Annotated in this window: 21 protein-coding genes; 14 read left to right on the top strand and 7 right to left on the bottom strand. The window is 43.0% G+C overall.

Annotated elements, in window-relative coordinates; all coding sequences use genetic code 11:
* The 9 genes from murB to PSV17_RS10230 all read left to right on the top strand — a co-directional run bounded on the left by murB (position 1) and on the right by PSV17_RS10230 (position 10597).
* Positions 1-891 (top strand): UDP-N-acetylmuramate dehydrogenase, encoded by an 891-nt coding sequence (gene murB / locus PSV17_RS10270; protein ID WP_300482254.1) that lies wholly within the window; start codon positions 1-3, stop codon positions 889-891.
* Between the two features lie 3 nt (positions 892-894).
* Positions 895-1833 (top strand): D-alanine--D-alanine ligase, encoded by a 939-nt coding sequence (locus PSV17_RS10265; RefSeq protein WP_300482252.1) that lies wholly within the window; start codon positions 895-897, stop codon positions 1831-1833.
* Positions 1823-2674, top strand: a complete 852-nt coding sequence (locus PSV17_RS10260; RefSeq protein ID WP_300482250.1) for a cell division protein FtsQ/DivIB — start codon at positions 1823-1825, stop codon at positions 2672-2674. The genes PSV17_RS10265 and PSV17_RS10260 overlap by 11 nt, the downstream gene beginning before the upstream one ends.
* Before the next feature lie 28 nt (positions 2675-2702).
* Positions 2703-3941, top strand: a complete 1239-nt coding sequence (gene ftsA / locus PSV17_RS10255; RefSeq protein WP_300482248.1) for a cell division protein FtsA — start codon at positions 2703-2705, stop codon at positions 3939-3941.
* Between the two features lie 89 nt (positions 3942-4030).
* Complete coding sequence (gene ftsZ, locus PSV17_RS10250) at positions 4031-5203, top strand: cell division protein FtsZ (protein ID WP_300482246.1); 1173 nt, start codon at positions 4031-4033, stop codon at positions 5201-5203.
* Positions 5204-5412: 209 nt separating this feature from the next.
* Positions 5413-6342 carry a UDP-3-O-acyl-N-acetylglucosamine deacetylase gene (gene lpxC / locus PSV17_RS10245; RefSeq protein ID WP_300482243.1) on the top strand — a complete coding sequence of 310 codons (930 nt, stop codon included), beginning with the start codon at positions 5413-5415 and terminating at the stop codon, positions 6340-6342.
* A gap of 68 nt (positions 6343-6410) precedes the next feature.
* A complete protein-coding gene (locus PSV17_RS10240) occupies positions 6411-8366 on the top strand; it encodes a transglycosylase SLT domain-containing protein (RefSeq protein WP_300482241.1) in 1956 nt (651 codons plus the stop codon).
* A gap of 47 nt (positions 8367-8413) precedes the next feature.
* A complete protein-coding gene (locus tag PSV17_RS10235) occupies positions 8414-9376 on the top strand; it encodes a complex I NDUFA9 subunit family protein (protein ID WP_300482239.1) in 963 nt (320 codons plus the stop codon).
* Positions 9377-9388: 12 nt separating this feature from the next.
* Positions 9389-10597: a multifunctional CCA addition/repair protein gene (locus tag PSV17_RS10230; protein ID WP_300482236.1), complete on the top strand. Its 1209-nt coding sequence runs from the start codon at positions 9389-9391 to the stop codon at positions 10595-10597.
* Positions 10598-10609: 12 nt separating this feature from the next.
* Here PSV17_RS10230 and PSV17_RS10225 read toward each other — a convergent pair whose 3' ends face one another.
* The 6 genes from PSV17_RS10225 to PSV17_RS10200 form a co-directional block, all read right to left on the bottom strand.
* Complete coding sequence (locus tag PSV17_RS10225) at positions 10610-10831, bottom strand: DUF2788 domain-containing protein (protein WP_300482235.1); 222 nt, start codon at positions 10829-10831, stop codon at positions 10610-10612.
* 42 nt (positions 10832-10873) lie between these two features.
* Entirely contained in the window at positions 10874-11437 is a 564-nt protein-coding gene (gene slmA / locus PSV17_RS10220; RefSeq protein WP_300482234.1) for a nucleoid occlusion factor SlmA, read from the bottom strand.
* Between the two features lie 99 nt (positions 11438-11536).
* Entirely contained in the window at positions 11537-12181 is a 645-nt protein-coding gene (locus tag PSV17_RS10215; protein ID WP_300482231.1) for a pyrimidine 5'-nucleotidase, read from the bottom strand.
* Position 12182: 1 nt separating this feature from the next.
* Positions 12183-13067 carry an acetylglutamate kinase gene (argB, locus tag PSV17_RS10210; protein WP_300482230.1) on the bottom strand — a complete coding sequence of 295 codons (885 nt, stop codon included), beginning with the start codon at positions 13065-13067 and terminating at the stop codon, positions 12183-12185.
* 60 nt (positions 13068-13127) lie between these two features.
* Positions 13128-14738 carry an amino-acid N-acetyltransferase gene (gene argA, locus PSV17_RS10205; protein WP_300482229.1) on the bottom strand — a complete coding sequence of 537 codons (1611 nt, stop codon included), beginning with the start codon at positions 14736-14738 and terminating at the stop codon, positions 13128-13130.
* Positions 14739-14868: 130 nt separating this feature from the next.
* Positions 14869-15615, bottom strand: coding sequence for a 16S rRNA (uracil(1498)-N(3))-methyltransferase (locus PSV17_RS10200; protein WP_300482226.1), 747 nt, complete (start codon positions 15613-15615; stop codon positions 14869-14871).
* Between the two features lie 94 nt (positions 15616-15709).
* On the opposite strand from PSV17_RS10200, the gene PSV17_RS10195 reads away from it, so the two are divergent.
* Positions 15710-16264 carry a thioredoxin family protein gene (locus PSV17_RS10195; RefSeq protein WP_300482224.1) on the top strand — a complete coding sequence of 185 codons (555 nt, stop codon included), beginning with the start codon at positions 15710-15712 and terminating at the stop codon, positions 16262-16264.
* Positions 16261-17280, top strand: a complete 1020-nt coding sequence (locus tag PSV17_RS10190; protein WP_300482221.1) for a Gfo/Idh/MocA family oxidoreductase — start codon at positions 16261-16263, stop codon at positions 17278-17280. Before PSV17_RS10195 ends, PSV17_RS10190 begins: the two co-directional genes overlap by 4 nt.
* Positions 17281-17320: 40 nt before the next feature.
* On the opposite strand, the gene PSV17_RS10185 is transcribed toward PSV17_RS10190, so the two are convergent.
* Positions 17321-18181, bottom strand: a complete 861-nt coding sequence (locus PSV17_RS10185; protein WP_300482219.1) for a DNA ligase — start codon at positions 18179-18181, stop codon at positions 17321-17323.
* A gap of 242 nt (positions 18182-18423) precedes the next feature.
* Between PSV17_RS10185 and PSV17_RS10180 the strand changes: the two genes are divergently transcribed.
* From PSV17_RS10180 to gap, 3 genes are all read left to right on the top strand, one after another.
* Positions 18424-18900: an EF-hand domain-containing protein gene (locus tag PSV17_RS10180; protein ID WP_300482217.1), complete on the top strand. Its 477-nt coding sequence runs from the start codon at positions 18424-18426 to the stop codon at positions 18898-18900.
* Positions 18901-19274: 374 nt separating this feature from the next.
* On the top strand, positions 19275-21257 hold the full coding sequence (gene tkt, locus PSV17_RS10175) for a transketolase (RefSeq protein WP_300482215.1): 1983 nt from the start codon (positions 19275-19277) through the stop codon (positions 21255-21257).
* Positions 21258-21428: 171 nt separating this feature from the next.
* Positions 21429-22427 carry a type I glyceraldehyde-3-phosphate dehydrogenase gene (gene gap, locus PSV17_RS10170; RefSeq protein ID WP_300482214.1) on the top strand — a complete coding sequence of 333 codons (999 nt, stop codon included), beginning with the start codon at positions 21429-21431 and terminating at the stop codon, positions 22425-22427.
* Positions 22428-22432 lie beyond the last annotated feature (5 nt).

The raw sequence follows: 22432 nt of genomic DNA, 5'->3' as shown, positions 1-22432 counted from the left end.
ATGATGGCTACCACTCAACAACACATTGGAAAGTTGCTATTAAACGAGCCTATGGCTCGCTATACCAGCTGGCGCGTGGGTGGTAAGGCAGATCAAATTTACATACCAACAAATTTGGAAGATTTACAGGCGTTCTTAAGAAATATTGAGACTAATCAAGCCATCCACTTTGTTGGCTTAGGTTCTAACTTATTAGTGCGAGATGGCGGCATACGCGGCACGGTCATCATCATGCATAACGTGTTAACTAGCTTGAGGATGGATGGCGATTTGGTGTATGCCGAGGCTGGTGTGACCTGTGGCAAGTTAGCTAAGTTTTGCGCGAAAGAAGCTAAACAAGGTGCTGAGTTCTTTGCTGGTATTCCAGGGACATTGGGAGGTGCACTAGCAATGAACGCAGGTTGCTATGGTACTGAAACTTGGGATGTTGTGCATAGCGTGACTACGATTAACCGCCAAGGCGAGTTAAATAATCGGTCTGCGGCAGAGTTTATTGCAAGTTATCGCCATGTCGATATGCCAGTGACGGGCGAGTGGTTTATTGCAGCATGGTTGGCATTAAAAGCAGGTGATGCTCATGAGTCAGCAAAAAAGATTAAAGATTTATTGGCAACAAGATTAGCTTCACAGCCGCTTAACTTACCTAGTGCAGGGTCAACATTTAGAAACCCGCCAGGTGATTATGCCGCAAGGTTGGTAGAGGACAGTGGTTTGAAGGGTTACATCATTGGTGGTGCGCAGGTTTCAGAAAAGCATGCAAACTTTATAGTGAATATTGGCGATGCAAATGCACTAGATATTGAGTTGTTGATTAAACATATGCGCGAAACCGTGTTAGAGAAACAAGGCGTGGCATTGCAGCAAGAAGTAAAAGTCATTGGGGAATATTAAGGTATGAATGACAACAGTTTAAATAAGAAATTTGGAAAAGTAGCCGTATTGCTTGGTGGAAAATCAGGTGAGCGTGAAGTGTCGCTAAAAAGCGGTGGTGCGGTGTTGGCTGCTCTTCAAGCACAAGGGATTGATGCACAAGGCTTTGATCCACGTGACAAGCCATTGCATGACTTGGAAATATTTGACCGCGTATTTATTAATTTGCATGGTCGTTTTGGCGAGGATGGTTGCATACAAGGCGCACTTGAGATGTTGCACATTCCATATACAGGCAGTGGTGTCATGGCCTCCGCCATTGGTATGGATAAATGGCGCACCAAATTATTATGGCGCGCGATGAATGTGATTACTCCAGACTTTGAGTTGGTGACAGCGACGAGTAATTTTGATGCGATAGAGAAAACCTTAGGTTTGCCACTATTTGTGAAGCCAGCTAACGAAGGCTCTAGCATCGGCATCAGCAAAGTGAAACAAGCGGGTGGTTTAGTAGCGGCTTATAAAATCGCCGCAGAAGCTGACCCATTGGTGATTGCAGAAAAATTCATTAATGGCGGTGAATATACCGTGGGCATTATTGGTGATGGTAAAGGTGGTTATCAAGCGTTACCAATTATTCGCATTGTGCCAAAAAACGAGTTTTATGATTTTGAAGCGAAATATCTTCGTAACGACACTGAATATTTATGCCCTTGCGGATTAAGCGCAGAGAAAGAAGCGCAAATTCAGCAAGAGGCTTTGCAGGCATTTAGAACTATCGGCTGCCGTGGTTGGGGTCGTGTGGATTTCTTAATGGACGACACTGGCAATCATTACTTCTTGGAAGTGAATACCAGTCCTGGCATGACAGATCACAGCTTAGTGCCTATGGCGGCAAAAGCGGCGGGTATTAGTTTTGAACAGTTAGTCGTACGTATTTTGGAGCTTGCGGATGTGGGATAAACCTACATTGCTAAATTGGATTGCTAACCTGCTCTTTGCTGTGAGCGTGGTGGTGATGCTATACGCGGCATTATTTGCGGTGGTGCATTTGCCTATTTTTCCATTACGCGAAGTGAAGGTCGATGGTGAACTTAGCCACGTGAATCGTGAGCAAGTAAAGCTGATTGTCGCTAAGCACCTAAAAGGTAATTTCTTTACCTTGGATTTAGTGAAAGCACGTAATGCTTTTGAAAAGTTACCTTGGGCACGCAATGTAAGTTTACGTCGTCGCTGGCCAGATACTTTAGAAGTGGTGATTGAGGAGCACCAAGCGTTGGCACGTTGGGGAACCATTGCATTGGTCAATACGCATGGAGAGTTGTTTCATGCGGCTTCTGGTGGTGATTTACCCATGTTTTATGGCCCAGCTGACGGTGTGATTGAAGTGGCATCTCAATATGGTGAGTTTAGCAAAATATTGAAAACAGCTAATTTGAACATCGCTAATTTGGCACTCACGCCACGACGTGCTTGGGAAATTACAACAACTGATGGCATGGTAGTTGAACTGGGCCGTGTGGAGATGCAGCCTAGATTAGAGAAATTTGTCAGTGTCTATAGCCGCACAATTGCTGGCCTCAATATGAAAGTGACTTACGCAGATTTACGCTACCCAAATGGGTTTGCGGTACGTAAGCCAGTGCAAATTAAAGCAGGTGAGCAAGTGCAACCGGCTGTAGAAGATAAAAGTTTGGATACAACAACTTTAAAAGATGGGGTTTTTAAACCTAGTATTTCTAAACCCAGTATTTTGAAACCTGGCAAAACTAAGCCAACTGACATTATTAAGCAACAGACATAACCGTGCGCTAAGTACGAGGGAGCAAGCCATGAGTAGAATAAAAGAAGATAAGAATTTGATTGTAGGCCTTGATATTGGCACATCAAAGATTGTTGCTATCGTTGCTGAAATGCAACCAGAAGGCACGGTGAAAGTCATCGGGCTGGGTCAGCATATTTCACGCGGCTTGAAAAAAGGCGTAGTGGTGAATATCGAATCAACCATGCAGTCCATCCAGCGCGCGCTGGAAGAAGCTGAGCTGATGGCGGATTGCAAAATTAACAATGTCTATACAGGTATTGCAGGTAGCCATATCAAAAGTTTGAACTCACATGGCATGGTGAAAATTAAGGATGCTGAAGTCACGCAAATGGATGTAGATCGGGTGATTGAAACCGCACGCGCGATTGCTTTACCTGCAGATCAGCAAATTCTGCATATTCTCACGCAAGAATTCATTATCGATGGTCAAGAGGATGTACGCGAGCCTTTAGGTATGAGCGGTATGAAGCTTGAAGTGAAAGTGCATATCGTAACTGGTGCCGTAGCAGCCGCACAAAATATTGTGAAATGCATTAAACGTTGCGGTATTGAAGTGAGCGATTTGATATTGCAACCACTCGCTTCTAGCCTTGCAGTGTTAACTGAAGATGAAAAAGAGTTAGGTGTTTGTCTGGTTGATATTGGCGGCGGCACCACGGATATTGCAGTGTTTAAACAAGGCGCGATTCGTCACACCGCTGTAGTGCCTATCGCTGGCGATCAAATGACCAATGACGTGGCGGTTGCTTTCCGTACGCCAACGCAGTCAGCAGAAGACATTAAAGTGAAGCATGGCTGTGCGCTTCGTCAATTAGCAGACCCGCGTGAAATTGTTGAAGTGCCAGGTGTCGATGGTCGAGAGCCGCGTCAATTATCAGTACAAACATTGGCGGAAGTGCTAGAGCCACGCATTGTTGAGTTATATGAGTTGGTGCTCAATGAGTTACGTCGCAGCGGCATGGAAGAAATGATTGCTTCAGGCATCGTGATTACTGGCGGTTCCGCAATGATGAAAGGCATGGTCGAACTTGGCGAGGAAATATTCCATATGCCAGTACGCATGGGGCTTCCACGTTATGTAGGCGGGTTATCAGAAGTAGTGAGCAACCCGCGATATGCGACAGGCGTTGGCTTGGTGTTAATGGGCAAGCAGCAGTTAGAAAGACAGATTAGTGGGCAAATGGAATCAAGTTCATTTGGAAGAATGTTAGAAAAAATGAAAAGTTGGTTTCAAGGTAATTTTTAAGTAGTAAGAAGTTGTATGAGTAGTTCAGGCAGAAGTAAGTAGTTATTGGTAACAACAGGCAGATGTAAATTAAAAAGAGGAGAAATTAAATGTTTGAAATTATGGAAAAAAATGCTCAAGAAGCCGTTATTAAGGTAATTGGCGTGGGTGGTTGTGGTGGTAATGCAGTTGCGCACATGATTGAAAAAAGTGTGGGCGGCGTTGAGTTCATTTGCGCAAATACTGATATGCAAGCTCTGAAAAAGAGCCAAGCAAAAACAGTGTTGCAAATGGGCGTGGCGATGACTAAGGGCTTAGGCGCAGGTGCTAAACCAGAAATCGGTCGCGAAGCAGCTTTTGAAGATCGTGATGCTATTGCGGAATTAATCGACGGTGCAGATATGCTGTTCATTACAGCAGGTATGGGCGGGGGTACTGGAACTGGCGCTGCTCCAGTGATTGCGCAAATCGCAAAAGAAATGGGCATCTTGACTGTAGCTGTAGTGACTAAACCTTTCTCATTTGAAGGCAAGCGCACTAAAGTTGCAACTGATGGTCTAGAAGAGTTGTCAAAATACGTGGATTCACTGATTGTGATTCCTAACGAAAAATTGATGGAAGTATTGGGCGAGGATGTGCCATTTTTAGAGGCTTTTAAAGCGGCTAATGATGTGTTGCATAATGCTGTTTCTGGTATTGCCGAAATCATCAATTGCCCAGGTTTAGTGAATGTTGACTTTGCCGATGTACGCACAGTGATGTCTGAAATGGGTATGGCAATGATGGGTTCAGCCATTGCATCTGGTCCAGACCGTGCACGTATTGCGGCTGAACAAGCAGTAGCAAGCCCATTGCTTGAAGACGTTAACCTTGCAAATGCACGTGGCGTTTTAGTGAACATTACAACATCTGCTTCTTTCAAAATGAAAGAATATTATGATGTAATGAATACCATCAAAGCGTTTACAGCTGATGATGCAACGGTAATCGTAGGTAATGTGTTTGATGAAGCGATGGGTGATGGCTTGCGCGTAACGATGGTAGCCACTGGTTTAACTGGTGCTCAACGTCGTCAGCAAAAACCAGAGCTTCGCGTGATGTCACAAGAAGTAGTGCGTAACGGTACCACCAACCAACCAATGTACATGGGTGGTAGCATGGATGAAGATGATACACCGCAAGTGTTCAGCTCAAACAACCGCCGCGCGCAAGTAGAAGCAATGAAGATGTCAGGCGTGGAAGAGTATGATATTCCTGCATTTTTACGTAAACAAGCGGACTAAGAGTTAAATAGAACTATTTGATAAAACAATAAGTTGCGTCTTAGCTAGCGTTTGATGTGCGCTTTGGTGCTTAATGCGCCTTAGAAAACCGCATAAAATATGCTACTATTTGCTTGATTACTAAGGTAAATATTACTTTGTAAGTAATATGGACCTAAGGCTTGAAGCTGTGTGCTTGGAACTTGTGGTTTTAGAAATTAGGAATATTGATGTTAAAGCAACGTACATTAAAAAAAGCGATTAGCGCCACTGGCGTCGGTCTGCATAACGGCGAAAAGGTTACTCTTACCCTGCGCCCAGCTGCAGTTGATACTGGTATTGTTTTCAAACGGGTTGATCTGCCTCAACCCAATGAAATCTTAGCGACTCCTAACGCAGTGCATGACACACGTTTGTGTTCTGCGTTAGAAGCCAATGGCGCACGCGTTGCCACCGTTGAACATATCATGTCCGCACTTGCAGGTTTAGGTGTGGACAATGTATATATTGAAGTAGATGCCTCTGAAATACCGATTATGGATGGTAGCTCTGGCCCATTTGTATATTTATTACAAGAAGCTGGCATTGTTGAACAAGCCGCCGCCAAAAAATTTATTCGTGTTAAAAAAACAGTTGAAGTGATTGAAGGTGATAAATGGGTGCGTTTTGAGCCTTATCATGGTTTTAAAGTTGATTTCACCATCAATTTTAATCACCCAGTATTTGAGAACTCAGGCAGTCAGGTAAAAATTGACTTTGCTGAAGACTCCTACATTAATGAAATTAGTCGTGCACGTACATTTGGTTTTATGCACGAAGTGGAATATTTGCGTTCCAATGGTTTGGCGCGTGGCGGTAGTCTAGATAACGCCATTGTCTTAGATGAATATCGCGTGATTAATGCAGATGGCTTGCGCTATGACGACGAGTTTGCAAAACATAAAGTATTGGATGCCATAGGCGATTTATACATGTTAGGGCATCCAATTTTGGGTGCTTTCTATGCCTATAAGTCCGGCCATGCGCTTAATAATCAGTTATTACGCGCACTCATGCTAGATGAAACCGCTTGGGAATATGCGACATTTGAAAAACAAGAAGATGCGCCAGAAACTTTTTCGACGCAAGAAACGCAGTTATTTGCCAAACCAGTTTATTAATACGGTTAATACCGAATTGGTTTGCAAGTAGGTTCACAATTAAAATTTACATCAAACTAGGGCGTTCCATGACATTTAATCGCCTTTTACTAGCGTTAGTATCCCTCATATTTTCAACTCAGGCATTGGCTTTATCAGATGAAGCCTTGTTTCAGCAAGCGCGAAAATCTTACGCCGCTAAAAATTCAATCGCATTAGCGGAAGATGTCGCACAACTTAATACTCAGCAATACTTATTGGCACCATATGCTGATTACTGGTTGATGTTGCTTAACATGGACCAAGCTCGAGATGAGGAAGTGCAGAACTTTCTAGCTAAATATGTGGACATGCCATTCAACGACCGCGTTCGAGGTGAATGGCTCAAAAAGCTGGCAAAAAATGAGAATTGGGCGCCATTTTTCGAAGAATTAAATAATTTCCAGCGTGAAGATGTTGCCGTGCAATGTTATGCAATGCTTGGTCATACATTATTGGCCGATGAAGATGTGATAAGTCAGGCAAAAGCTTTATGGATGACTAGCGCTGACTTGCCAAGTAATTGCAATCAGTTATTTGATGTACTTCAACAATCGGGTACCTTAAGCCAAGAGGATATTTGGGCAAAGTTCAGGCTTGCATTGCAAGATGGTAAGCTGAGTTTGGCTAAAAGCGTGATTACACGTTTGCCAAATGTGGAACCAACAACGCTTAAATTGCTCGATAAAGCTAATCTAACGCCACAGCTTATACTAGATAAAAAGACCGCCTCATTCAAAACGCGGTTTGGCGCAGAAGTTAATCTTTACGCACTTGATCGTTTAGCAAGGACTAAATTAGATGCAGCGATTAGCACTCATAATAAAGTGCAAAATCTTTTTGATTTAGATAATCGGGCTTTTGGATGGGGACGAATCGCCTATCATGCTGCACGTGCACACAAACCACAAGCACTCGAATATTACACTTTGGCGGGTAATAGCGTGTTAGACAAAGAACAGCTTGCTTGGAAGGTTCGATCCGCTTTGCGCGCACAAGATTGGTCAACCGTGCTTAAAGCTATTTCAGCAATGAATGTGAAGCAGCAAGAAGAAGGCGCTTGGCGTTATTGGAAAGCCAGAGCGTTAAGGGAAAAAGGTGATTTGATTGAATCGAACACTATATTTAGCAAGCTCTCAATTGAGCGTCATTACTATGGCTGGTTAGCTGCGGAAGAGTTAGAAAGTGTAATGAGTAGCCAAGGGATAGAGTATAAAGTGACAGATAATGAGGTCACTGCTATCGCGAGCCAACCAGAAATCAAACGTGCGCTGGAGTTGCAACGTTTAAATATGCGCTGGGAAGCAAAAGCCGAATGGCTTTGGGCAACACGACAGTATGATGATAAGCAGTTGCTAGCCGCGGCTGAGTATGCGATGCGTCAGAAATGGTATGACATTGCGATTAGCACTGCCGATAACACCAAGCAAACGCATAACTTTAACTTGCGCTACCCAACACCCTATCGAGATTTATTTCGTCAATCTGCCAATGAGGTGAGTTTAGATGAAGCTTGGGTATATGGCATAACACGCCAAGAAAGCCGCTTCATGCACTATGCGAAATCAGGCGTGGGCGCTTCAGGCTTAATGCAGTTAATGCCAGCAACGGCTAAATGGGTAGCTAAACGCATGGGCATGAATAGCTACAACAATAATATGATTCACGAATTAAGTACGAACATTGAGTTTGGCACATACTATATGCGCTATACCTTAGATTTAATGGGTGGACAAGCGGTAATGGCGACAGCTGGCTATAATGCTGGGCCAAGCCGCGCAAAACGATGGATGGCACCTGATCCGATGGAGTCGGCTATTTACATAGAGAGCATTCCATTTGCAGAAACTAGGAACTATGTGCAGAAAGTAATGGCTAATGCGCAGATTTATGCCCCACGCTTAGTGAGTGAGAATAAAAGTGTGAAGATTCAAACATTAAAAGCACGTTTGGGCGTTATTCCTGGGACGGGTAAACCAGTTGAAGTTAGCGCGGAAGATGAATAATAATAAATGATAAAGAATTTTTTCGAATTAGTTTAGGAATTGCACCCATGTTTAAAACAACAGATCAATTTAAAGAAGTTTGCGTATTAGGCGGTTCAGGTTTTGTCGGTAGCGCCATCGTAGCTAAGCTGGATGCAGCTGGATATTCTGTAAAAGTGCTAACGCGCCGCAGGGAATCAGCCAAGCACTTAATTTTGTTGCCGAATGTACAGGTAGAAGAGTGTAATGTTGCCGATTACCATTCATTGAACTCCGCTTTAAGAGGTGCAGATGTGGTGATTAATTTGCTGGGCATTTTGCAGCAAAATCGCCGTTCAACTTTTAAGGCCATTCACCATCAGCTACCTGCGCAATTAGCAAAAATCTGTGTAGATTTAAACATTACCCGCTTGATACACATGAGTAGTTTGCAAGCGGGTGAAAATGCACCAAGTCAATATTTGCGCTCTAAAGGCGCGGGTGAGGCGGCCTTGCATGCATTCCAAAATCAATTAAATATCACGATATTTAAGCCTTCTGTTATTTTTGGTCGAGGTGATAGTTTTATTAATTTGTTCGCAACGCTTATCAAAACTTTACCCGTTGTCTTGTTGGCGAAACCAGATGCCAAATTTCAACCAGTTTGGGTGGAAGATGTGGCGAGCTGTTTTGTTGCGTGTATCCCAAATACCGCAACTTATGATAAAACTTATGAGTTGGCTGGCCCAAAGGTTTATTCGTTCCGCGAGTTGATTAAATCCGTGATGAACGCATTGCAAGTTCAGCGACCCATAATCGGCCTTAACGATAAACTTTCATATGCGCAAGCATTTATGATGGAACTGATACCAGTTAAACTGATGTCACGTGACAATGTGCGCTCTATGGAAATTGATAGCGTGAGTGAGCAATCTTTCCCTACGGTATTTAAAATCACGCCTACAGCGCTGGAAACAGTTATTCCACAATACCTAGTCGATCAAACGCCGCGCGGTGCTTATGATCGGTTTCGTCGCACAGCCGCTAGGTAAACAGGTAGCGTCATGCAGGTATATTTGGTCGGTGGCGCAGTACGTGATGAGTTGCTGGGCTTGCCTGTCAAAGATAAAGATTATGTGGTGGTTGGCAGCACGCCACAAGAGATGGAAGCTGCTGGCTATAAACCTGTAGGCAAAGACTTTCCTGTTTTTCTACACCCAAAAACGCATGATGAATATGCATTAGCGCGCACTGAACGCAAAACCGCAAAAGGCTATAAAGGCTTTGCAGTGCATGCTTCGATAGACGTGACTTTAGAAGAAGATTTAGCAAGACGCGATTTAACCATAAACGCGATTGCAAAAGCTGAAGACGGTCAGTTAATTGATCCATATAAAGGTTTAGTGGATATTCAGTCTAAAACCTTGCGCCATGTGAGTGCGGCATTTGCGGAAGACCCTGTACGCATACTTCGCGCGGCTAGACTCTCAGCCAGATTTGCAGAGTTTACCGTAGCGCCAGAAACCAATCAGTTGATGCAAGACATGGTCAATGCGGGCGAAGTAGATGCTTTGGTTGCAGAACGGGTATGGCAAGAGCTTGCTAAAGGTTTGATGGAAGCTAAACCAAGCCGTATGTTCGAGGTGTTACGCGCTTGTGGAGCTCTCAAAAAGATAATGCCAGAGTTAGATAAGCTTTGGGGCGTGCCACAACCGCCCCAACACCACCCAGAAATAGATACAGGCGTGCATGTGATGATGGTGATAGATTATGCCGCCAAGAACAATTTCAGCCTGCCAGTGCGCTTTGCAGCTTTGATGCATGATTTAGGTAAAGGCACTACGCCAGCAGAAATATTACCTAGACATATTGGACATGAAGAGCGTAGTGTCAGCTTACTTAAGGCCTTATGTAAGCGTTTACGCGTGCCTAACGATTGCAAAGAACTTGGGCATATTGTGGCTAAGTTCCATGGTAAGTTGCACCAAGCGCCTCAAATGAGGCCAAGTACCTTGTTAGAGTTCCTAGTCGAGTTGGATGCAATTCGCCAACCCGCTAGGTTTAAAGATTTTTTAAAAGCCTGTGAGGCAGACTCGCGAGGTAGAACTGGTTTTGAAAATTGTCCAACGCCAGCCGCAGATTTAATGCTTAAAGTGCTAGAGGCTGCATCTAGTGTAGATGCGGGTGCTATTGCAAGCGCTTACTCTGATTCGGAAAAAATTAAAGCTGCCGTATTTGAAGCAAGACTCAAAGCTGTAAGGCAGGCGTTGTAATAGCTAGTAGGCTTATATTTCCAAAAAGTGTTCTATCAAAAGCTTGATAACAAACCCTGCGACACCAAGCGTTAAACCGACAAATAGTGCAAAACCACCAAATTTACCTGCTTTTGAATCCCAAGCGAGCTTTGCAACTATGATCATCATTAATATCATTAACCCTGTCACGGCGTAAGTCATGCCAAATTGGCTAATTTGTGCTTCTGTAAATCCAAATATCGTGCCTTGCAATTTAAGTCCCCAGTATTATCTAAATTTGTTGATTCAAAACTATTAAAAATTAATAAGTGTACTAATTTGTTGTTGGACATACTCTGTCGGTTTGCGTTTAAAGCCACTTTTTGCAAACTGCTGCCAGCGACCTAATATGTAACAAACGATTAAGTTGGCCTGTGCTTCTGCATCGCCTTTATTACCAGTTTGCGTTTCAGCAATGCGTAAACTTTGCTTAAGTGTGACTTCAATTCTGTCATAAAGTTGGTTAATTCTTACTTGAAGTTTTTCATCCTCATTGACTAAAGCATCGCCAATTAATACGCGGGTCATGCCCGGATTTTTATCTGCGAACGCGAGTAGCATAGTAATCGTGCGCTGAATTTGTCTCAAGCCATCAGTTTCTTCGGTACCAATTTTATTAATTAAGCCAAAAATCGTTTCTTCTATAAATGTAATTAAGCCCTCAAACATTTGGGCTTTATTGGCAAAGTGGCGGTAAAGCGCAGCTTCACTAACTTCAAGTTTTGCCGCAAGTGATGCAGTTGTGATTTTTTCGCGCTTTGGCGCCTCCAGCATCTTGGCTAGCATTTCCAAAATTTGCTGTTTACGTTCCCCTGCCATCTTTTTCCCCTATATTTTTATTGAATTTATTATTTAAGATTTTTTATTAAATTAAGTCTCAGTGAACTTTTAGTTACTTCTTAAATTAATTTTTCGGAATTATAACTTAAGGTGAGTAAGTGCTAACACTTCACTTAATCGATAATCCACAAAATTTGGTTTTTTTAGTTTTTTAGTAACCCAAATCGTTCTCATGCCCAAACGTTTTGCGGTCATCAATGCAGCTAGGCTATCTTCTAACATCACGCAGTCACTGGCTTTTACCTTGATAGTTTTGAGCAGCATTTGAAAGCCGCGTACAGATGGCTTTGCATGAAACTTAGTTGATTCGACACTAAATACAAGTTCAAAACAATCAGTGATACCTAGTATATCGAGCACCCGTAAAGCATAACTTTTAGGAGCGTTAGTGAATACTAACTTACGTCCTGAAAGACTTTGCAGCATGTGGCGCAAGCGCTTTATTTCAAGCACGATCTCAGGCAAATCTAGAAACTTGTGTGTTTCTTCTAGAAAATGATGCGGACAGGTGCCATGATGTCGCATCAAGCCTTTAAGCGTAGCCCCATAAGCACGCCAATAACGCTGGCGCAGCTCATGTGCGGCTGCTTCGTCCATAGTGAGATGCTCCATGATATATGCCGTCATGGTACGGTTCATCACTGGGAAAATATGCGCAGTAGCGTTGTGCAAGGTGTCGTCTAGGTCAAAAATCCAGACTTTTGACCTATGAATTAAATCCAATTTACTTGGCCTTAATCAGCGTACCAACACCTTCATCTGTTAATACTTCTAGTAATAACGCATGCTCAACACGGCCATCAATAATATGAACAGCTTTAACGCCGCTTCGTGCTGCATCTAATGCCGAGCTAATTTTAGGCAGCATACCGCCAGAAAGTGTGCCATCTGCCACAAGGTCATCAATTTGCTTAGGCGTTAAACCAGTTAATAACTCGCCGCTTTTATCCAAAACGCCTGGAGTATTCGTTAATAGAATTAACTTTTCCGCACCTAAAATCTCAGCCAATTTTCCAGCTACAACATCGGCATTAATATTGTAGGTTTCGCCATCAACACCAACGCCAATTGGCGCAACAACAGGGATAAAATCGCCCTGATCTAAGAAGTTAATGATGCTAGGATCAATCGCGCTGATTTCACCGACTTGTCCAACGTCTATCATTTTAGTTGGGTCGTTCATATCTTCCATTAACAGCTTATGGGCATGAATGAAGTTACCATCTTGACCTGTTAAACCAACGGCCTTGCCGCCATGACGGTTAATCAAGTTCACGATTTCTTTGTTGACTTGACCGCCAAGCACCATCTCAACCACGTCCATGGTTTCTGCATCAGTCACGCGCATACCTTGAATAAACTCACCTTTTTTACCGAGTTTATCCAGCATTTCATTAATTTGTGGGCCGCCGCCATGTACCACAACGGGGTTCATACCGACAAGTTTAAGTAGCACCACATCTTGCGCAAAACAATTTTTAAGATGTTCGTCCGTCATGGCGTTTCCACCGTACTTAATGACAATGGTTTTATCAAAAAAACGTTTGATATAAGGCAGCGCTTCTGCAAGTGTGCGTGCTTTTTTTGCGGCAGTTGTTTGGCTTAACATAAGTTTTCCATGTGCTTAAATTTAGTAAATGCAATTGGTGTCATTGTAACTAAAAATTGCTTATAAAGTTTTGCTAAACACCTTAGATTTACGCTGAAAGTTGTAAAGTTTCTGTTTTTCAGCAGGTAGCTTTTCAACGTTTTGTTCGGTGAATCCGCGTTCTAAAAACCAATGTTCAGTGCGCGTAGTGAGGCAGAATAAGCTTTTAAAGCCTAATTCTTTGGCTTGGCTGGCGCAGTAATAAAATAATTTATCGCCACGGCCGCCGCCTCGGTATGCAGGGTCAATCGCCAAACAGGCAAATTCAGCAGTACGCTCAGCGTCAAATGGATACAAAGCTGCGCAACCAATAATGCGATTGTCGTGCTCCATCACATAGAAATGTTCAATTTCCATTTCAATATGTTCACGCCCACGCCGCACTAAAAAGCCCTCAGCTTCTAGTGGTTCAATCAGTTTTAATATGCCGCCTACATCGTCAATATTGGCTTGCCGCATACTTTCTAAGCTAAGTTCGGTCACCATGGTGCCGATACCGTCCAGCGTGAAAAGCTCTTGAATAATCGCGCCATCGATATGCCGCGAAATCAAATGAGTGCGCGCCACGCCATGTTCGCAAGCTCTTACTGCTGCGGGTAAATAGTAGTTAATGTCTTCTGAAATGTTGATTGCTTGCTCATTACCTGTCACATTGCGAAGAAGATTTTTAGCTTTTACTGCGGTCATTTCTCGCAACAATTCACCCCGTAGATTATGTACTCCTTCGGAATCCATCAAAAAAATCAGTTTGTCAGCATCAAGCGCAATTGCCGCGCTCACCGCTACATCTTCTAAACTTAAGTTGAATGCCTCGCCGGTTGGGGAATATCCCAGAGGTGATAACAGCACGAGTTCATTGTCATCAAGACGTTTTTGTATGCCAACTGCATCAACACGACGTACTTCGCCCGTATGTTGTAAATCGACACCGTCGCGCACACCAAGGGGTTTTGCGGTGACAAAGTTGCCACTCGCCACGCGAATATCAGAACCTGCCATGGGCGAATTCACCAAGCCCATAGATAGCAACGCTTCAATTTCAACGCGAATAACACCATTGGCTTCTTTTACGGCTTCCATAGCTGCATCATCGGTCACGCGCAGGCCATTCACAAATTTGGTTGAAAGTTTATCGCGGCGGAGACGCTTTTCAATTTGCGGGCGGGTGCCGTGTACTAAGACTAATCTAACTTCTAAACTGGCAAGTAAGTTTAAGTCATGTGAAAGCGCAACAAATTGTTTTTCATCGACCACTTCGCCACCAAATGCAATCACAAAAGTTCGACCGCCAAAGGCGTGAATGTAAGGCGTAGCAGACCTAAACCACTGTACGAAGTCTTTGATGTTTGGCGTATTATTTTTACTAGGCACTTGCGATAAAGTTGTGAGGTAAGGCTGGCGATGTTCTTGCACGGTGAATGCGGTTTTTGGCATGTCACTTTGGGCGTACAAATAAGCTGGCGTGCAATTGAGCGCCTCGGCTATCTTGCGAAGCGTATTTTCGTTAACTCCTAATTCACCACGCTCAATACGCGACAAATTACCTGCGTCCGCTTCAACTTGTTTGGCGAGGGTTTGTAATGTGATGTTCAACGACTTGCGACGAACGCGTATGGAATGACCAATAGACATAGCAGTGATTTTAGTGGAAACCTGTAATATAAAATGTAATTATTACAATAATATAAAATATTTATGTAAATAATGCAAATTATTTACGAGTAGGTAAGTTTTACGTTTAAGTCTTTAACAATTAAGCCCACTAAAAATCGCCCCAAAGTGACTGTAAAGTCGCAATTGCAGTTGGTCCCGCGGTTTCTGTGCGTAAGATTCTTGGGCCAAGAATCACCGATTGAAAACCCTGCGAGATAGCTAAATTGATTTCCGCTTGGCTTAAGCCGCCCTCTGCGCCGATGAGTAATTGAATCTCGCCATTAGGTTCATCCAGCGCAGCTAAGCGTTTTGCGCCAATTGGGTTAAGCAAAATACGAGTGACGTTGCTACTTGAGGTCGAGACAGGGTTAGCTGTTAGCCAATTAGCTAAGGTTTTTGGCGCTAAAACTTGAGGAATCGTCGCTCGACCGCATTGCTCGCAGGCAGAAATGACGATATTTTGCCAATGCTCTAAACGCTTTTCGGCGCGCTCAGCCGAAAGTTTAACTACGCTACGTTCGGTAGCAATGGGTTGAATCACTTTCACGCCTAGTTCTACAGCCTTTTGAATGGTGTAGTCCATACGGTCGCCGCTAGAAATCCCCTGTAATAGCGTGATGTTAAGTGGTGACTCGGTATTGCAAATCTGGCTTGCGTTAACCTTAGCGATTACCTCATTTTTTTTTACCGAAATTAGTTCGCAAATGTAATCAACACCATCGCCATTGAATAGCTGAATGCTATCGCCTACCTCTAAACGTAAAGCGCGAGTGGCATGGGTGGCAGCATTGTCATTTAATTTAACGGTAGCGCCAATGTGCAGATGATCAGCACTGTGAAAACGAAAGTTAGACATTGAGCAAAGCTTAAATTTTGAGTAAAGGTGATAATATCTTAAAAACGACATTCCGCGCTACGGCACGGAAAGAGAAATAAATGAAGGGAAAAATATGGCAAGTTTAAACCCACCTGTGTGTGATTTTGGCTGGCAAGCGCCAGATTTTAATCTACGAAATATTGATGGCAGCATGATTTCACGCGACCTCATCATGGGTAAAAATGGCTTGTTAGTCATGTTTATTTGCAATCACTGCCCCTATGTAAAAGCCATTTTTCCAAGGCTGGTTAATGACGTTCGCGAGCTGAACATGCTCGGTATTAACACGGTGGCGATTATGTCTAACGACCCAACAGATTATCAAGAAGATAGCTTCGAGAATATGCAGTTAGTCGCGCATAAAATGGAGTTCTCATTTCCATATTTGTTAGATAAAACGCAAGCAATCGCAAAAGCTTATGACGCGGTTTGTACGCCAGATTTCTTTGGATTCAATAATAAAGGCGAGTTGCAATATCGCGGTCGTTTCGATGAAAGCCGCAAAGAAACCGCGCCGAATAGCACTCGTGATTTATTTTATGCCATGAAGCAGATTGCTGAAACAGGAATGGGTCCTAAAGAGCAAGTTGCCAGTATTGGATGCAGTATTAAATGGAGTAATGTATGACTAAGCTTAAATGGGGTATTCTGGGTGCAGCGCGTGTCAATGAGCGCTTACTTCCCGCAATTATTGAAGCATCAAATTCTGAATTGGTCGCGATTGCGAGTCGCCGTGCTGGTGCTGCGAAAGCTGCCTTAGACAAATATGCACCTTGCCATCAAAACGTCACGTGTTATGACGATATGGATGCCTTAATTACAGATAAAAACGTCGATGCAATATACTGCCCCATGGCAAATAACGAGCATGCAGAATGGGCGCTTAAAGCAATTAATGCAGGTAAGCATGTGTTGATAGAAAAGCCGATGGCATTAACTATTGCGGATATTAATGCGATTGAAGCCGCTGCGCTTAAAAACAAGGTGAAAGTGATGGAAGGCTTTATGTATCGCTTTCATCCGCAACATGCGCGCGTGAAGGAGATTGTTGAATCTGGCTTGATAGGCGATGTTTTGTCATGCCGTGCTTCTTACTCGTTTCTAATGCGTCCAGCACGTATGTACCGCATTGCTAGCGGTGTTAAAGACGGTGGGGGTGCGATGTGGGATATTGGGCCTTACGCGATCCATTCGCTACGATGGGCTTTCGGTTTAGAGCCTGTCAGTGTTATTGCGCATGCTAAGCTGAATGATGTTGGCGCGGATATTGTCACCAGTGGCGTGCTGGATTTTGGTTGTGATGCCGAAGGTCGTGCCAAATTTGGTCATTTTGATATTAGCTTTGAGCGTAGTCGTAAATCGGAATATGAAATCATCGGCACTAAAGGTTGGGTGAAATGCAACGCGGCTTGGGTGTTTCAAAATGACGTACCTGTAATTTCATGGGCGTTGGAAGATGGTAAATACGCAGAAGAGCGCTTTGCGCCAAGCAATCACTTTACTTTAGAAATTGAGCATTTCAGTGATTGTGTGTTGAATAATAAAACGCCGCATTTAACCTTTGCTGACGCGAAAGCTAATTGCAAAACCATAGAGGCTGTTTTGCAATCTGTAAGCCGCGGCAGTCGAGTGAGTTTGATTTAGGCTTAGCTTGATTAAGGCTTGATAGGTTGTTAATCAAGCTTTATTGCTCATTTCGTACACGTAAAAAGCTTGCGAATCTTGGCTTGCCAGTTTTGGTGATATCGCGATAAGTATAGGTGACGGTGCTACCAATCTTTGGTGGGTCTGCGCGTTGTACGTCGCTAAAGCCAGTGCCAAGTTTAAAGCGTATGCCTTCAGGTGTTTCGACTTCCAGCGCGCCAAGTTTGCCAGCATATTTGCCTCGACCTGGCGTGTGAGCGATAACCGTAGCTTCTGCATCTAATAACAGTTTAACTTTGAGTAAAACGTCGCTGCGGCCTGTGATATATGCTGCATCAGCACGATGCAGCATAAGACCTTCGCCGCCTTGTGCAACTATTTGTTTCAATAGCTTGTTAAGCGTTGCCTCATCATTTATTCGATATTGCTTAACTGCTTTTAACTGTGGAATATTGGCTTGTTTGACGATTTTCACAATGCGTTTAGCGCGCTCGTTAAACGTGCCTGTTGCGTTTGGTAGTTCGAATACCATATAGCTAACTCCGTGCCATTCTTCGTCAATCGGCACGTCTTTTCTCACCGCGCCAGAAAGTGCATCAAATTTGCCATGACCAAGCCACAACTCGCCATCCAGTTGAGTTGTGGGTAAGCCTTTGGTGAACCACGTTGGCGCGGCAATTACGCGACCTGTGCGCGTATGAAGTTTGTTGCCATCCCACACCGCCCTTACGCCATCGTACTTTTCACTTACTAAATACTGTCTTACATCTATGCCACGCTGATAAACCTGCGCAAGTAAAACATTGCTGTCATTTTGCTTGGCGATGCATTGTGTGACGAACAATGCTGATAACAACATTGTTGCTATGGTAAATGTAAGTAAACGGTGAATATATTTCATGGATATAGTTTAAAACAATATGCAGAATTTAAGCGTAATTGTTACGTTACTGGAAATATTAAATAAAAATCTACTTGTAATTAAAAAAAATATATTCAATCTAACACTCTGTATTTGTTGAATATATTAAATATTTTGATATTTTTAAAATAATGATTTGTAAGGAATTTGATATGCATGAAGACTAAGCTTTGCCGGCAAAAATTACTTTATTAAATATGCACTATTAAGGAGATATCAAGATGAACATTCAAATTAAAAACGTGGTATTAGTGGCAGTGACATTACTTTCAGCAGGCGTTCTATCAGCACCAGCTTTTGCTGCAGATGCAATGTTGGGTACAGGCGGTTATGCACGTGAGTTTAGCAAAATGGGCATGATGAAAATGTTGGATGCTGATGGCAATCACATGGTAACAGCTACTGAATCGGATACTTATTACAACAGCATTTTCGACGAGCTTGATAAAGACAAAGATGGTTCAGTTGATGCTAAAGAATGGGCTGGACCAGCTAAACAGTCTAAACTTGATCTTGCAACAGGCGGTTATAGCCGAGAGTTACGGTCCATGAAAATGATGGGAGCGATGGATACTGATGGCGACCATAAGGTCACAAGAGAGGAGTTTTTAGCTTTCCATCAAACCATTTTTACACATAAAGATACATCAGGTGATAAAGAGATTAGTGCGCAAGAATGGGCGGCTAAACTTTTGTAGTTAAGTTTTGTATATCAAAGATGAGTCATCAAATTGATGGTTTAATTTTCTAAAACGACTTTCAATTTATAAAGCCAGCTTACCCGCTGGCTTTATTTTTTTGGCTGTAATTTATGCAATCAATAAATATTCAATTTAGTGAAATGCTAAATAAATATTATTATCTACGCGTCAAATACAACCTAAGCCCTTGCCGAAAAAGGGTAATTAAGCAATAATTTCACTTTTACCAAAAAGCAGTGTATTGCGCTGATTTTTTAAAGAATTCAATCAGGGTTTTATTCGAGTTTGTATAAGACTTGCAGTGTAGTTCAAGTAGTTAGTTAGTCAGATTCGAATCGTAAAACTACAAGTTAATCATTAGGGAGAAATCTATGGCAACACGTAAAGACCTAGCCAACGCCATCCGTGCGTTATCTATGGATGCGGTACAAAAGGCAAACTCTGGTCACCCAGGTGCGCCTATGGGCATGGCAGAAATTGCAGAAGAACTATGGAATAACCATCTAAGCCATAATCCAAAGAATCCAAGCTGGACAAATCGTGATCGCTTCGTGCTTTCTAACGGCCACGGTTCAATGCTGATTTACTCATTGCTACACCTAACAGGTTATGCATTGCCAATCGACGAACTAAAAACATTCCGTCAATTGCATTCAAAATGTGCTGGTCACCCAGAATACGGCTATGCTCCTGGCGTTGAAACAACAACAGGTCCATTAGGCCAGGGTATTGCAAACGGGGTTGGTTTCGCAATGGCTGAAAAGTTATTAGCTAACCAATTCAACAAACCCGGCCACGACATTGTTGACCATAGCACATACGTGTTCTTAGGCGACGGTTGTATGATGGAAGGCGTTTCTCACGAAGCTTGTGCTTTAGCTGGTACATGGGGCTTAGGTAAATTAACAGCATTCTGGGATGACAACGGTATTTCTATCGATGGTCACATTGAAGGTTGGTACACAGACGATACAGCTAAACGTTTTGAATCATATGGCTGGCACGTTCAGTCAGTAGATGGTCATGATGTTGCTGCAATCGGCGCTGCAATTGAAGCTGCTAAAAAAGTAACAGACAAACCATCATTGATCTGCTGTAAAACTGTTATTGGTATGGGTTCACCAAACAAATGTGGTTCACACGACTGCCACGGTTCTGCATTAGGTTTAGAAGAAGTTGCTGCTACACGTGCAAACATTGGTTGGAACCACGAGCCATTCGTAATCCCAGCTGATGTATACGCTGGTTGGGATGCAACTGCTAAAGGCGCTGCTGCTGAATCTTCATGGAATGATAAATTTGCTGCATACGCAAAAGCATTCCCAACTGAAGCTGCTGAATACACACGCCGCATGTCAGGTGACTTACCAGCTAACTGGAAAGAAGCAACTGATGCAATTATCGCTTCTACAAACGAAAAAGCAGAAGGCGTTGCAACACGTAAAGCTTCACAAAACGTTATCGGTGCATTAGCGCCATTGTTACCAGAATTCTTAGGTGGTTCTGCTGACTTAACTGGTTCAAACTTAACTTCAACTGCTAGCTTTGTTCACGTTGATGCTAAAAAACCAGGTAACTACATCTCATACGGCGTACGTGAATTCGGTATGTTTGCAATCATGAACGGTATGGCATTACACGGTGGTTTAGTACCATTCGGCGGTACATTCCATATGTTCTCTGACTACGCGAAGAGCGCATTGCGTATGGCTGCATTGATGAAACAACGCACCATTGCTGTGTTAACACATGACTCTATCGGTCAAGGTGAAGATGGTCCTACACATCAACCAATCGAAAATACTGCTGGTTTACGCTTGATTCCAAACATGGATGTATGGCGTCCAGGTAACTCAACAGAGACTGCTGTGTCTTGGGTTGCTGCGGTTGAGCGTAAAGATGGTCCATCTAGCTTAGTATTAAGCCGTCAAAACGTTGCAGGCATGAAACATGATGCTGCACAATTTGATTTAATGCGCAAAGGTGGTTATGTATTGTCTGATGTTGCTGGCGCACAAGTTATCATTATCGCTAACGGTTCTGAACTTGAATTAGCGGTTAAAGCAGCTGCTGAATTGAACGCTGCTGGTACTAAAGTACGCGTAGTTTCAATGCCATCAACTAACGTATTTGACCGTCAAGATAAAGCTTACAAAGACAGCGTATTAACTCCAGGTGTTAAACGCGTGGCTGTTGAAGCTGGTGTAACTGACTTCTGGCGTAAATATGTAGGTTTAGAAGGTGCTGTTGTTGGTATCGATACATTCGGTGAATCAGCTCCTGGTGGCGTGTTAATGAAACATTTCGGCTTCACAGTTGAAAATGTTGTTGCAACGGTAAAATCAGTACTGTAATTTAAGGTGCTTTAATTTTAAGCGCTGTAGTTAACTAGCTGCTTAGTTTAATAGGGCACCTCACTTGTGAGGTGCCCTATTTGTTTATGAGATTAGTATTTCTTTACGTCATTTAATCATTTTGCTTTTCGTTTACATGGCGATTATTGACATCAAAAATTAGGGATTATCATGGCAATTCGTGTAGCAATTAATGGTTTTGGTCGTATCGGTCGTATGGTGTTTCGTGCGGCAATCAAAGATTTTACTGATATTGAAGTGGTCGCAATTAACGATTTGTTAGAGCCAGATTATTTGGCTTATATGCTCAAATATGATTCTGTGCATGGTCGATTCAAAGGCGATGTGTCTGTCAGTGGTAATCATTTAGTGGTGAATGGCAAAACGATACGCTTAACTGCTGAAAAAGATCCAGCAAACCTGAAATGGGATGAAGTTCAGGCTGATATCGTAATTGAATGTACAGGCTTCTTCTTAACCCAAGAAACTTGTCAAAAACATATAGATGCAGGCGCTAAAAAAGTAGTGCAATCTGCACCAGGTAAAGATGACACACCAATGTTTGTCTATGGAGTGAATCATAAAGAATATAAAGGTGAGGCGATTGTTTCAGCCGCATCATGTACAACTAACGGCCTCGCGCCAGTAGTTAAAGTATTAAACGATGCCTTTGGCATTAAACGTGGCTTAATGACCACAATTCATGCGGCTACAGCAACGCAAAAAACCGTAGATGGTCCATCAAATAAAGACTGGCGTGGCGGTCGTGGTATTTTGGAAAATATCATCCCATCAAGCACTGGTGCGGCTAAAGCTGTTGGTAAAGTGATTCCAGCCTTGAACAAAAAACTCACAGGCATGGCTTTCCGTGTGCCAACATCAGATGTTTCAGTAGTTGATTTAACTTGCGAGTTAAACAGTGATGCAACTTACGAAGCTATTTGCCAAGCCATGAAAACAGCCTCTGAAGGCGAGTTAAAAGGCGTGCTTGGCTACACTACTGACAAAGTTGTTTCTACCGATTTCCGTGGTGAAACCTGCCCATCAGTATTTGATGCAGATGCAGGTATTTTGTTAGATCCAACCTTCGTAAAAATAGTCGCTTGGTATGACAATGAGTATGGTTATACCTGTAACTTGATGCGTTTAGTGCAGCATATCGCCAAGTAACTGGT

This window comes from Methylotenera sp., from assembly GCF_029946165.1.
Taxonomy (GTDB): domain Bacteria; phylum Pseudomonadota; class Gammaproteobacteria; order Burkholderiales; family Methylophilaceae; genus Methylotenera.
This window is presented reverse-complemented; position numbering and strand designations above follow the sequence as displayed.